Genomic DNA, 12,028 nt, shown 5'->3' on the forward strand with positions numbered 1-12,028 from the left:
CCATGACAGAATACGACGGCGGCAGTAACCTCGCGCGGATCGGCATCATCGGGGGCTCGGGGACACAGCACCTGCCCGGATCCCAGGTGCTGGACGTCCTCACTCCCGAAACCCCCTACGGTCCCACCTCCGGCCCGGTCTCGCTGGCCCGGGTGGGCGGTCAAACCGTTGCCTTTCTGGCCCGGCACGGTGCCGGACATTCCCTGCCGCCGCAGCAGATTAATTACCGAGCCAACCTTTGGGCCTTGAAGAGCCTCGGAGTGGAAGGCATTATTTCCTCCTCCGCGGTCGGCGGACTTCGGCCAGGTTACGCTCCGGAAACGTTTGTCCTTACCGACCAATTGATCGACCGCACCACCGGACGAATCGACACCTACTTCGACGGCTCCCTACCGACCGGAGTGCGGCACCTGCCCGCGACGGAACCGTTCTGCGGTGTCCTGCGCCGGCATTTGCGGCAAGCGGTCACGGCACGCGGCCTGCCCTTTCAGGCGGAGGGCACCGTGGTTGTCATCAACGGGCCAAGATTTTCCACTCGGGCGGAATCCGCCTGGTACGTCTCCGGAGGCGCGGACATCATCAGCATGACGCAGTATCCAGAGCCGGTGCTCGCCGCCGAACTGAATATGGGCTTTGCCAACCTCGCCTACGTCACCGACTCGGACACCGGTCACGACGGCTCGGCACCGGTTACCGCCGAGGCCGTCTTCGGCCGGCTCAAGACCGCCCAGCCGCATATTCTCGCAGTCCTGGAAGCCGCTGTCAGCACCCTCGACGAATGCTACCGCGCTCCGCAGCTGATGGATCCTGAGGCCGTCCGGATCATCATGGACCAGCCCGTGTCCGGGCCCTCCGCTCACGCGGCGCCCGGCTCAGAACCCGCCCCGGCGGCAGGCCGATGAGGGTCCTGGTCACCGGAGGTGCGGGGTTTATTGGCACGGCGGTCGTCGAGGCAGCACTGTCGAAGGGCTGGGAAGTGCGGGTGCTCGACTCCCTGGACCCACAGGTCCACCCGCGGCCGCCCCGTCTGGATCCACGGATTGAGCTGGTCGTCGGAAACACCGGGGACCCCGCCGTGGTTCGTACAGCCTTGGACGGGATCGACGCCGTCTGCCATCACAGCGCAAAAGTGGGGCTGGGCGTGAACTTCGCCGACGCACCGGACTACGTCTGGAACAATGACTTTGCCACGGCGGTCCTGCTGGCCGCCATGGAGCAGGCCGGCATCGGCCAACTGGTGCTGGCCTCATCGATGGTCGTGTACGGCGAGGGGGCGTACCGGGACCCCGTCACCGGGAAACCAGTCCACCCGGGGCCGCGCAGCGTGGAAGACCTGGAAGCGGGCATGTTCGACCCGCGGAACCCCGATACCGATGAACCACTGGTTCCCGCCCTGGTGACCGAGTCCTCGGCATTGGATCCGCGCAACGTCTACGCCGCCTCCAAGGTCAGCCAGGAGAATCTGGCTTCGGCATGGGCCCGTGCAACCGGTGCAGAAGCTATAGCGCTGCGCTATCACAACGTCTACGGTCCGCTGATGCCCAAGAACACCCCGTACGCCGGCGTCGCCTCAATCTTCCGGTCCGCCATTGCCCGAGGCGAGGCCCCGCGGGTCTTTGAAGACGGAAATCAAAGGCGCAGCTTTATCCATGTCAGTGACATCGCCACCGCTAATATCCACGCTCTGGAAGCACTGCACAGCGGTTATGGGCGCAGCTTCGGTGCATACAACGTCGGGGCCGACGAACCACAGACCATCGGGGACGTCGCCCGCGCCCTCAGCACTTTCAGTAACGCGCTCGCACCGATTGTGACAGGGCAGTTCCGGCTCGGCGACGTCCGGCACATCACCGCCAGCTCGGAGCTAATCAAGAAGGAGCTTCAATGGCGTCCGCTCGTCGGATTCGACGAGGGAATGCGGGAATTCGCCCTGGCACCCTTGCGCGGCGACGAGGACTAAAACGACCGGATCTCCATGCGGCGCAAGCGGCCTTGGTCGATCACCGCACTCGGTGGTCGGCCACGCAAGCCCTTCGAGCGCGTGGAGACCAGCCACCGGTCAGCGCGGGAAAACTCCGGTCCGGCCCTGAAATTGCCGCGTGGCGCGCCGAGTTGCGGAACAAGGCCCAGAGTTGCGGCCTCATTGACCCGCGTCTGCGTGCCGACGGCGCCGTGATCGTGCACCCATCGGACGCCGGATATCGACTGACGAGCCGGTTCGCCGCAGAGGCCGCCGGTGTGGTTGGGACTTATGTGCATGTGCTCACCGACGATGTTCCCGCCGCCGGTGCAGGCGCCCCGACTGTGACCGCTGCCGAACTACTGGCCAGCCTCTTGCGAACATTGGGGAATCGCGGAACATGCGGAAACCGAAGCAGTCCGACACCGGTACGACCCATTCCGGGGCCCCATGTGTGCAGATTGTGCACACCCTCTTTTTTTGCCTTTTCCGGTTGGTCTGTTCGTTCTTTGCACTACTCAGTCTGACTGATGGGCACGCCTCCGATCTGGTTGATGGTGTTCCGCCGACCGAAAAGTAAGCACGGGTCGCAGACTTCCCAGCTGTGATGACGCTCCGATGATCCATAGTGCCGGAAAACTCTTCGACGGCGCGGACCTGACCGAAATTCCCAAGGCATAGGACGCTTGGTCACGCTCTCCGGTCGTCGTAATGATCGGTTGGCAGACATTCTAGGGACTTTCTCGAAGACTGTATCTACGTTCCGGCCGTCCGGCTTTACCGTATTCGAGCCGGACCGCCATCTGCCCGTCGTCAGCGAAGTACTCCAGGTAGCGCCGTACACTGACCCGTGACAGCCCGATGCTGTCGGCACACTCCGATGCGGACATTTCGCCGCCTCCTTCTAGTGACCCAATCACCAGACGGGCAGTTTCCACGCTCAGTCCTTTCGGCAACGGGGAGACCTTCTCGCCGACAGGGTTGCCGACAAAGCCGAAGATTTTGTCGACGTCGTCCTGAACCGATTCCTCGACCCGGTTCAAGCGCTGGTGGCGCTCCTTGAAACGCCCCAACTGGGTCACCAAATCGCTGTATTCGAACGGCTTGATCAGGTAATGGGCCGCCCCGCCCTCCACGGCTGCGCGGACGCTGTTGGCCTCCCGTGCGGCCGTGATGACGATAACCCCGACCGGGACGCGGGAAGCCCGAAGTTCATGGAGCAGATCCAGACCGTTGGAGTCCGGAAGGTGGACATCCAGCAGGATGAGATCGGGATGGTTCTCTTCCACCGCGCGGCGCGCCTCCGCGCCGGTCTGGGCATGGCCGACGACGCGGAAACCGGCGGTTTGGTTAACGAATTTTCCGTGGATCCGGGCAACCATGAAATCGTCTTCGACTATGAGGACACGGATCATCGAACCGGCGCCGGGTAGGGAAGAGTTGCTTCGAAAACCGCGCCGTCAAGATTATGAACGCCCACTGAGCCCTGCCTTCTGGCACACACCAGCCGCACCAGGGCAAGGCCTATGCCGCGCCCGGACGCCGGGACCGGCTTCGTGGTGAAGCCACGGTTGAAGATGCGGTGCTCAAGGTCCTCAGGGACGCCCGGACCCGGATCGCTGACTCTGATGGTGATCATTGAATCATTGTCGCCCAGATCAACCAGGACAATCACGCCGGAGAGCCCGGCGGTCGCGTCCACCGCATTATCAATGAAGTTGCCAAGCACCGTGATGGTATCGGCAGCCAGCGACGGCTCGAGCGGGCCAAGGGCGGAACTTTCGGACAGCCGCAGCTCGATGCCCGATTCAGCAGCCAGGCTGGTTTTGGCCACCAGCAGGGCGGACACGGCCGCATCCTCAATCCGGCTGGAAATGTCGTCGTTGATCTCCGCCCGTCGGCGGGTCAGCGTTCCAATAAAGGACCGCACCTCCTCAAACTCACCGAGCTGTACCAGACCCGAGACGGTGTGCAGCTGGTTGAAAAACTCATGGGTTTGGGCCCTCATGGTTTCGGTAATGCTCTGATTGGCGGCCAACCGGCTTTCCAGTTCAGCCATTTCCGTCCGGTCGCGCAGCGTCGTCACCGTTCCTATCGGTCTCCCCCGGCTCCCAACCACCCGCCGGTTTAGAACCAACAGGCGTGATCCTGTGACGGCCGCCGTTTCTTCGCCGTCGGAAGTATCCAGCAGCAGCTCCTTGACTTCCGCGCTCAGCGGCAGTTCGTCGACCCGCTCTCCGGCCACATTCGATGGCAGGCCCAGAAGCTCGATCGCTGTCTTGTTGAGCAGGGTGACCCTGCCGTCGATGCCAACGCCAATCACCCCCTCTCGAATGCTGTAGAGCAAGGCTTCGCGGTTGTCCGCCAGGTCCGCGATTTCGCGCGGCTCCAGCCCCCGGGTGCGCCGCCGGATAAGGCGCGATAACAGCCACGAGCCCAGCACTCCCAGCACCGCCCCCATTCCGAGGAAGATCATCAGATCCGGAACGGCCGCCGCCAGCGAACCTCCCAGCGGCGGGTAATCTTCCGCCACCACCACAACGCCGCTGACGGTTCCGTCCGCCTGCAGGATAGGTACCCGCGCCCCAATGGTCCGCCGCCCACTCAGGGTAAGGTTGCCCGTCCATGACCTGCCCAAGGGCGCCCGGCTTTGTGCCAGGTCCAGTCTGTCACCGACAGCCTGCGGATCGGAGGAGGCCAGAACCTTACCGGAAGAATCGGTCACCGCCGCGATCGAAGCCCCCGACAGTGTCCGGGCCTTTTCGACGTCAGGAGCCAGCACGACATCTGCCTCGGGCGCGGCGATGTCATCCCTAATCAGCGGCGTCGAGGCCATGTTCTCCGCGATCGCGAGCATCCGCTGGCCCTGGATCTGGACAAACTCTGCCCGGGATTGGCTGACCGAGACGGTGGTGACCGCCAGCAACACTGCCGTGATCACAGCCAATTGAAGCACCAGAAACTGGCCCGATAATGTCAGATGGCTGGGGCGACGCTTTCGTGACCACAAAGACCACAACCTCCATTGATTTCGTATTAGTGACTTTGACCGGGACGTGGGTCACGCTTTGATGGTAACCACGTCACATCGCGTGAAATGCACCACCAGGACCGGCGGCATAGAAGGGAGGAGCACGATGAGATTGTCCGGATGGATGAAGGCCTCGCTCCTGCTCCTTGTGCTGGCGCTGACCGGATGCGGCTTACCGGGGCCCTCCATGACGGACATCCGCATGATGGTCCCCAACAGCCCCGGCGGCGGCTACGACATTACCGCACGCATTGCCGCCCGGACGATGGAAGACTCCGGCGCCACCGGACATATGGAGATCTTCAACGTCACAGGAGCTGGCGGAAGCGTGGCGTTGGCAAGGCTGATCAATGAATCCGGCAACCCGGACCTGATGATGATGATGGGCCTGGGTGTGGTCGGCTCCGGATACGCGAACGGGTCCAAGGACAACGTCTCCGACGCCACGGCCTTGGCCGAACTGATCGAAGAACAGGAAGCCATCCTGGTCAGGTCTGATTCACCCTACAAATCCATCGGCGACCTGCTGCAGGCGTGGAAATCCACCCCCTCATCGGTGACGGTGGGCGGCGGATCCGCACCCGGCGGTCCGGACCAGCTCTTTCCGATGGAACTTGCCCGCGTCATCGGCGTCCCCACCAACGAAGTCCATTACAGTGCTTACGCCGGAGGCGGCGAACTCCTCCCGGCGCTGCTGAACCGAAAAGTCAGCTTTGGAACGTCCGGGCTGGCCGAATACCGGGACCAGATCGCCTCGGGCCAGTTACGGATCCTGGCCGTTTCAGGCCGCGAACGGCATGCGTCCATCACTGCACCGACGCTGCGTGAATCCGGAATCAACCTGGTGTTCACGAACTGGCGCGGCGTGCTCGCCCCGCCGGGCATCACGCCCTCCGACCGGCAGCGCCTGCTTCAGGCGCTGGACCGGCTCCACGAGTCCCCGGCGTGGAAACAGGCTTTGCTGGACAACGGCTGGGACGACGCCTACAAAACCGGGGACACGTTCTCCGCGTTCCTCAAGGAACAGGACGCCACCGTGGCGGCCACGTTGAAGGAACTCGGCATCCCTTAGCCCAGCCCCTCCCCGCAGCACACTGCAGATAATCCGCCAGGTCAATGACCGCACCGCCCGACAGGAATTCCCCCATGCCCGAAACCACGCCCAAAACCACGCCCAAGCCGACCCACTCCCGTGACGTCGTCGTCGAATTCCGTGACGTCCACAAGTACTTCGGCGACCTGCACGCCCTCCGCGACATTAACCTGACGGTCGGGCGAGGGGAGGTTGTCGTTGTCCTTGGACCCTCGGGCTCCGGAAAATCCACCTTGTGCCGCTGCATCAACCGGTTGGAAACCATCGATGCCGGCGAGATCCTGGTCGACGGCGCCGCCCAACCGGCCGAGGGGAAGGAACTGTACAAGTTCCGTACCGAAGTGGGCATGGTTTTCCAGTCCTTCAACCTGTTCGCCAACCGCACGATCCTAGACAACGTCACCTTGGCGCCGCGGAAGATTTTGGGCCAGCCCAAAGCGCAGGCCGAGGCGCGCGCGCTGGAACTGCTGGACGCCGTCGGAATCGGGGCGAAGGCGGGCTCCTTCCCCGCCCAACTCTCCGGCGGCCAATCCCAGCGGGCAGCCATCGCGCGCGCCCTGGCCATGGATCCAAAAGTCATCCTCTTCGATGAGCCAACGTCCGCCCTTGACCCCGAATCAACGCAGGAAGTGCTTGCCACCATGCGCCAGCTGGCGCAAGGCGGCACCACCATGCTCGTCGTGACCCACGAAATGTCCTTCGCCCGCTCCTGCGCGGACCGGATCATTTTCATGGCCGACGGCGCGATCGTCGAAACCGCCGATCCTGAAAACTTTTTCACCTCGCCTGAAACCGATCGGGCCCGAAGCTTCCTCTCCTCCGTCAACTAACAGCAGCACCCGTCCGGGCATCGCTGCCCGGACCCAACAATTCCGACCCAAACAAAAGGAAAAAAATTATGAAGAATCTCCGATTCCTTGCACCCGTTGCGCTCGCGGCCACCCTGGTCCTGGCGACGACCGCCTGTGGCAGCCCCGAGGCGGCCGCCCCCAGCTCACCGACCCAGACCTTCCCGGCCGACAGCACGATGAGCAAAATCCAGCAGCGCGGCAAGATCATCGTCGGCGTCAAGTTCGACCAGCCGATGTTCGGTGTGAAGAACCCCGTGACCGGCCAGATGGAGGGCCTGGACATCGAACTGGCCAAGCTGCTGGCCAAGGACCTCACCGGGAGCGAAGACAACATCCAGTACATTGAGGCCATCACGGCCAACCGGGAAGCCTTCATTCAGCAAAACAAGGTCGACGCCGTCGTCGCCTCCTACGCAGTCACGGATGAACGCAAGAAGGCCGTTGCCTTCGAGGGCCCGTACCTCGAAAGCGGCGTCTCCACGATGGTGCGCAAGGACGACACCAGCATCACCAAAGCCGATGACCTGAACGGCAAGCCTGTCTGCACAGCCACCGGTGCCCGTGCTGCCCAGCTGCTGCCCACCATCGCCCCCAAGGCCACGCTTACCCTCTTCGGTACCTACAGCGAGTGCGCCCAGGCACTCAAACAGAAGCGCGTTGACGCCGTCGTCACCAACGAGTCGCTGCTCTTCGGCCTGATGGACCAAAATAAGGACGAATTCAAGATCGTCGGCGACTACCTCGCTTCGGAGGAATACGCGATCGGCTCGGCCAAGGACGACACCGCCTGGCACGATTACCTGGACACGTTCCTGAAGAAGATCGAAGACAACGGCGACTGGAAGAAGGCCTACGACAAGACCATCGGCGCGGTCCGGCCGGGCGACGTCGCCGCCCCGAAGATCACTCTGTAGGGAAAGTCGATGCCCATCTTGTCCGGCTATGCAGCCGACTTCAGCCAGGGTGTCCTTGTCACCCTTGAACTGAGTGTCCTCGGGTGGGTGGGGGCCTTGCTGCTCGGAACAATCCTGACCGCCTTGCGGGTCAGCCCGATCCGCACGCTTCGGGCCGTGTCCGCGGCGTACGTGACGGTGTTCCGCAACATTCCCATCCCGGTCCAAATGATTCTGTTCGTGTTCGGCCTCCCCGTCCTGGGTATCCAGTACTCATTGTTCGCTTCCGCGGCGATCGTCCTGGTCCTGTACACCGCTCCGTTCGTCAGCGAGACCCTCCGCGCGGGGCTCAATACCGTGGCGTCCGGGGAGCTGGAGGCGCTGCGGGCCCTGGGCTTTGCCCCGGGACCCTCCATGGTGCACATCATCCTTCCGCAGGCCTTCGGCACTGTGGTCAAGCCATTGGGAAATGTGCTGATCACCATGATCAAGAACACCTCGGTGGCGGCCCTAGTCGGCGTTGCCGACCTGACCTTCACCAGCAATAAGGCCTCCGTCGACCAGGCTCAACCGTTCATTATTTTCGGCGGCGCGGCAGTGGCCTACCTGGTGATTGGGCTGGTCGTCAGCCGCCTTGTTGCCTCCCTTGACCGAAAGGCGGCGTTTAGCCGATGACGACCGTGACACTGTTCGACAAGCCGGGGCCGCGGGCGCGCAAGCGCCACGCCGTCATGGAGGTTCTCTCCCTGGCGGTGCTGGGAGCGGCGGGATTCGGGGTCTACCGGGTGCTGGATTCGCACGGCGAATTCGGCGCGGCAGCGTGGCAGCCGTTCACGCAATGGGGACTGTGGAAACTGCTGGCAGAGGGCTTGGGCAACAACCTCCGCGCCGCCGGCGTCGGCATGGTCCTCTCCCTTGCCTTCGGCGCGCTCCTGGCCGTCGGCTTGCTCGCCCGGCGAAAAGCCATCCGCGTTCCTTGCCGGATCATCGCCGACGTCTTCGCCAGCGTGCCGCTGCTTCTGCTGCTCTACTTCACCTCGCTGGTGCTCCCCTCCTACGGCCTGAAACTCTCCGACTTCTGGTTCTTGGTCATTGCCCTGACCCTCTACAGCAGCGCCGTCATCGGTGACCTGCTCCGTTCGGGCATCCTGGCGATCCCGAATGGCCAGACCGAGGCTGCCCAGGCTCTCGGATTCTCCGGACTTCGGACCATGCAACTAGTGCTGCTCCCGCAGGCCCTGCGGTCGATGAGTCCGGCCCTGATCAGCCAGATGGTGATTCTCTTCAAGGGAACAGCGCTGGCCTACGTCCTCGGCGGGTATCTGGAACTGCTCCGCAGCGCAACCGTCATCGGCACCTACTACAGCCGTTCCCTCCTCCAAGCGCAGATTGTTGCCGCCGTGGTTTTCATGATCATCAACATCGCCCTCGGAGCCGTCGCCGTGGCGATCGAACGACGCGAACGACGCCGTCAAGGGACCCTGCCATCCCCGGACCAGGTCCCTGAAGTCATGGCCGAAGTTCCCGCGGGATAAAAAGCCCCCGGCCGGATCCCGTCCTTCAACCACGGTACAGGGCGACTGGCCGAGGGGTATATTGAAACCCCTCGGCTCCCGCCTGCCACGAGCATGGGTCTTCTGTTAACCAGTCAGGGGACCATCCGATGCGCCTTGCGGAAAGACCCGCGACAGCTTGTGCATCGAAGCTTCCGTGTCGTCGACGGACAACGAGGTCCACGGGGACGGGATTCAGCGCGGTAAGTTTGCACCGCCCATCAACTCGGCAGCGCCCTGGGGCTCGCTATTCTCGTCACAGCGTCCACAACCGCCGCCACCGACAACAACCCACGGCGGCGACTCCCGGCCCATGACCGCCAGCTCGGGGCTGATCAAGACGGACCCGCGCTGACGGCGGCTCTGGACCTCTATGCAGGGATGCGGTAATTCGCACTGGTGCCCCTGCGCGGCGAGCAGGAATAGTGCGGCGCAGGCGGGACCTAGGCGCGGGAAAATTCCGACGCGGCGCGGACTTGCTCCGGGCTGGGGCGCACGCCGGTGTACAGCACGAACTGCTCCTCCGCCTGGATCGCGATGACCTCGGCGCCGGTAATGACGCGTTTGCCGGCGCTGCGGGCGGCGCTGATGAGGGGTGTTTCGGACGGCAGGGCGACGACGTCGAACACCACCTGCGCGGCGGTCACCGCGGCGTCGTCGAACGACTGCACCTTTTCGTCATCGCCGGCTATGCTCCCCCTCATGCCAAGAGGGATGACGTTGATGATGAGATCCGCCGTCGCGCTTCCCACCTCCGGCTGCCAGCCAAACCCGTAAAGGTCAGCCAGCGCCCGGCCGGTTGTTTCATTGCGGGCCACGATTGTGACCGCGGTGAAGCCAGCGTCACGCAGCGCCGCTGCCACGGCCTTCGCCATGCCGCCTGAGCCGCGCAGCAGCACGGAGTAATCTGCGGGTACGGCGTGGTCCCGGAGCAGACGCGCAATGGCAAGGTAATCCGTGTTGTACGCCGTCAGGACGCCGTCGTCGTTCACAATCGTGTTCACGGATGAAATGGCAGCCGCAGACGGGTCCATCCGGTCCACCAGTGCAATGACGTCCTCTTTGTACGGCATTGAGATGGCCGCACCGCGGATCGGTAAGCCCCTGATTCCGGCCACCGCAGCCGCAATATCCGTCGGGGCGAAGGCCTTGTACACGAAATTCAGGCCCAGCTGGTCATAGAGATAGTTGTGGAACCGGGTCCCGATGTTACTGGGCCGCGCTGCCAGGGATATGCACAGGGTCATGTCTTTATTGAGAATGGGCATGCTCCTATTCTCCCCTCTGCCGACGGGCGGGGAAATGGCGTGTGTTGGGAAAGAATGAGGGGCGCGACCGATGGCATTGAGCGTCGGGGTGGGCGTCATTTCCCGGATCACGGTTCGATTAGAATGGAGTCCACCAATTCACCGATGTCAGGAACGCGTTTGAAGATCGATTTCGCCTCATCGGCACAGTCCACCTTGGGCGTGGAGTGGGAACTGGCGCTGGTGGATTCCGGAACCGGCGAGCTGGTTCCGGTCGCCGACAAGGTGCTGGCCGCCGTCGGCCGAGCCCACCCCGAGCTGCAGGCGGACGAGGAACATCCGCACATTAAACAAGAGCTGCTGCTGAACACCGTCGAGCTCGTTACCGGTGTCTGCCAGAGTGTTGCCGAGGCCAAAGCCGATCTGGCCCGGACTCTGAAAACCCTGCGCGAGGCGACCGACCCGATGGGCGTTGAGCTGCTCTGTTCCGGCTCACACCCGTTCAGCCAGACCAGCCGGCAGGCCGTCACCGACAAGGAACGCTATGCCAAGCTGATCGACCGCACCCAGTGGTGGGGCAGCCAGATGGTCATTTACGGGGTACACGTCCACGTGGGGCTGGACAGCGTCAAGAAGGCCATGCCGGTGCTCGACGGCCTGGTGAATTATATTCCGCACTTCCAGGCGCTCTCCGCGTCCTCGCCCTTCTGGAACGGTGAGGATACCGGTTACGCCTCCCAGCGCGCGCTGATGTTCCAGCAGCTGCCCACGGCCGGGCTGCCGTTCCAGTTTTCCAGCTGGTCCGAGTACGAGGCCTATGTGCAGGACATGTTCACCACCGGCGTGATCGATGCGATCAACGAAATCCGCTGGGACATCCGCCCGGTGCCGGGACTTGGCACCATTGAAATGCGCGTTTGTGACGGCCTTTCCACCCTTGAGGAGGTGGGCGCCATTGCCGCGCTCACGCAGTGCCTGGTGGATGACTTTTCCCGCACTCTCGACGACGGCGGCAGCATCCCGACGATGCCGCCGTGGCATGTGCAGGAAAATAAATGGCGGGCTGCCCGCTATGGCCTGGACGCCATCATCATCCTGGACGCCGCCGGCAACGAACGCCTGGTCACCGAGGACACGCTGGAACTGCTGAACAAGCTGGAGCCGGTGGCCCGTCGCCTGCATTGTGCCGATGAGCTGGCCGACGTGGAAAAAATCATCCGCCGGGGCGCCGGATACCAACGGCAGCGGGCGGTTGCCAAAGCTCACGACGGCGACCTGCACGCCGTCGTGGACGATCTGATCCAGCGGATGCGAACCGGCCCCGCCGACAGCTGAGACCGCCGCACGCCCCGACACCCGGCCCGTGCCTCAGGTGAGTGGGTACTTCTGCCCCTAAACCG

Annotated in this window: 12 protein-coding genes; 8 read left to right on the forward strand and 4 right to left on the reverse strand. The window is 63.5% G+C overall.

Going from position 1 to position 12,028, the window contains the following annotated elements:
• Window positions 1-2: 2 nt before the first annotated feature.
• Both OS914_RS05790 and OS914_RS05795 read left to right on the forward strand, forming a co-directional pair.
• Window positions 3-902: an MTAP family purine nucleoside phosphorylase gene (locus tag OS914_RS05790; RefSeq protein WP_267545121.1), complete on the forward strand. Its 900-nt coding sequence runs from the start codon at window positions 3-5 to the stop codon at window positions 900-902.
• Entirely contained in the window at window positions 899-1,960 is a 1,062-nt protein-coding gene (locus tag OS914_RS05795; protein WP_267545122.1) for an NAD-dependent epimerase/dehydratase family protein, read from the forward strand. Before OS914_RS05790 ends, OS914_RS05795 begins: the two co-directional genes overlap by 4 nt.
• Here OS914_RS05795 and OS914_RS05800 read toward each other — a convergent pair.
• The 3 genes from OS914_RS05800 to OS914_RS05810 all read right to left on the reverse strand — a co-directional run bounded on the left by OS914_RS05800 (window position 1,957) and on the right by OS914_RS05810 (window position 4,901).
• Window positions 1,957-2,259 carry a hypothetical protein gene (locus OS914_RS05800; protein ID WP_267545123.1) on the reverse strand — a complete coding sequence of 101 codons (303 nt, stop codon included), beginning with the start codon at window positions 2,257-2,259 and terminating at the stop codon, window positions 1,957-1,959. The genes OS914_RS05795 and OS914_RS05800 overlap by 4 nt on opposite strands.
• A 432-nt stretch (window positions 2,260-2,691) precedes the next feature.
• A complete protein-coding gene (locus OS914_RS05805) occupies window positions 2,692-3,375 on the reverse strand; it encodes a response regulator (RefSeq protein WP_267545124.1) in 684 nt (227 codons plus the stop codon).
• Window positions 3,372-4,901, reverse strand: a complete 1,530-nt coding sequence (locus OS914_RS05810) for a sensor histidine kinase (RefSeq protein ID WP_267545125.1) — start codon at window positions 4,899-4,901, stop codon at window positions 3,372-3,374. The genes OS914_RS05805 and OS914_RS05810 overlap by 4 nt, the downstream gene beginning before the upstream one ends.
• Window positions 4,902-5,097: 196 nt before the next feature.
• Here OS914_RS05810 and OS914_RS05815 point away from each other — a divergent pair, with 196 nt between their 5' ends.
• The 5 genes from OS914_RS05815 to OS914_RS05835 all read left to right on the forward strand — a co-directional run bounded on the left by OS914_RS05815 (window position 5,098) and on the right by OS914_RS05835 (window position 9,363).
• Complete coding sequence (locus OS914_RS05815; protein ID WP_267545126.1) at window positions 5,098-6,063, forward strand: Bug family tripartite tricarboxylate transporter substrate binding protein; 966 nt, start codon at window positions 5,098-5,100, stop codon at window positions 6,061-6,063.
• Between the two features lie 74 nt (window positions 6,064-6,137).
• On the forward strand, window positions 6,138-6,914 hold the full coding sequence (locus OS914_RS05820) for an amino acid ABC transporter ATP-binding protein (protein ID WP_267545127.1): 777 nt from the start codon (window positions 6,138-6,140) through the stop codon (window positions 6,912-6,914).
• Between the two features lie 68 nt (window positions 6,915-6,982).
• The gene (locus OS914_RS05825) at window positions 6,983-7,849 is read left to right on the forward strand and encodes a glutamate ABC transporter substrate-binding protein (protein WP_267545128.1); all 867 of its coding nucleotides are present in this window, start codon (window positions 6,983-6,985) and stop codon (window positions 7,847-7,849) included.
• A gap of 9 nt (window positions 7,850-7,858) precedes the next feature.
• Window positions 7,859-8,503 carry an amino acid ABC transporter permease gene (locus tag OS914_RS05830; RefSeq protein ID WP_267545129.1) on the forward strand — a complete coding sequence of 215 codons (645 nt, stop codon included), beginning with the start codon at window positions 7,859-7,861 and terminating at the stop codon, window positions 8,501-8,503.
• On the forward strand, window positions 8,500-9,363 hold the full coding sequence (locus tag OS914_RS05835; protein WP_267545130.1) for an amino acid ABC transporter permease: 864 nt from the start codon (window positions 8,500-8,502) through the stop codon (window positions 9,361-9,363). The genes OS914_RS05830 and OS914_RS05835 overlap by 4 nt, the downstream gene beginning before the upstream one ends.
• A 461-nt stretch (window positions 9,364-9,824) precedes the next feature.
• On the opposite strand, the gene OS914_RS05840 is transcribed toward OS914_RS05835, so the two are convergent.
• The gene (locus OS914_RS05840) at window positions 9,825-10,649 is read right to left on the reverse strand and encodes a shikimate 5-dehydrogenase (protein WP_267545131.1); all 825 of its coding nucleotides are present in this window, start codon (window positions 10,647-10,649) and stop codon (window positions 9,825-9,827) included.
• Between the two features lie 159 nt (window positions 10,650-10,808).
• Here OS914_RS05840 and OS914_RS05845 point away from each other — a divergent pair, with 159 nt between their 5' ends.
• Window positions 10,809-11,963, forward strand: coding sequence for a glutamate--cysteine ligase (locus tag OS914_RS05845; protein ID WP_267545269.1), 1,155 nt, complete (start codon window positions 10,809-10,811; stop codon window positions 11,961-11,963).
• Window positions 11,964-12,028: the final 65 nt, after the last annotated feature.

It is taken from the genome of Arthrobacter endolithicus (genome assembly GCF_026627425.1).
Classification (GTDB): Bacteria; Actinomycetota; Actinomycetes; order Actinomycetales; family Micrococcaceae; genus Arthrobacter_M.

Coding starts and splice junctions, on each gene's coding strand:
- OS914_RS05815 (WP_267545126.1), top strand. CDS start 5,098: ATGAGATTGTCCGGATGGATGAAGGCCTCGCTCCTGCTCCTTGTGCTG.
- OS914_RS05800 (WP_267545123.1), bottom strand. CDS start 2,259: ATGCACATAAGTCCCAACCACACCGGCGGCCTCTGCGGCGAACCGGCT.
- OS914_RS05835 (WP_267545130.1), top strand. CDS start 8,500: ATGACGACCGTGACACTGTTCGACAAGCCGGGGCCGCGGGCGCGCAAG.
- OS914_RS05820 (WP_267545127.1), top strand. CDS start 6,138: ATGCCCGAAACCACGCCCAAAACCACGCCCAAGCCGACCCACTCCCGT.
- OS914_RS05830 (WP_267545129.1), top strand. CDS start 7,859: ATGCCCATCTTGTCCGGCTATGCAGCCGACTTCAGCCAGGGTGTCCTT.
- OS914_RS05805 (WP_267545124.1), bottom strand. CDS start 3,375: ATGATCCGTGTCCTCATAGTCGAAGACGATTTCATGGTTGCCCGGATC.
- OS914_RS05795 (WP_267545122.1), top strand. CDS start 899: ATGAGGGTCCTGGTCACCGGAGGTGCGGGGTTTATTGGCACGGCGGTC.
- OS914_RS05825 (WP_267545128.1), top strand. CDS start 6,983: ATGAAGAATCTCCGATTCCTTGCACCCGTTGCGCTCGCGGCCACCCTG.
- OS914_RS05790 (WP_267545121.1), top strand. CDS start 3: ATGACAGAATACGACGGCGGCAGTAACCTCGCGCGGATCGGCATCATC.
- OS914_RS05840 (WP_267545131.1), bottom strand. CDS start 10,649: ATGCCCATTCTCAATAAAGACATGACCCTGTGCATATCCCTGGCAGCG.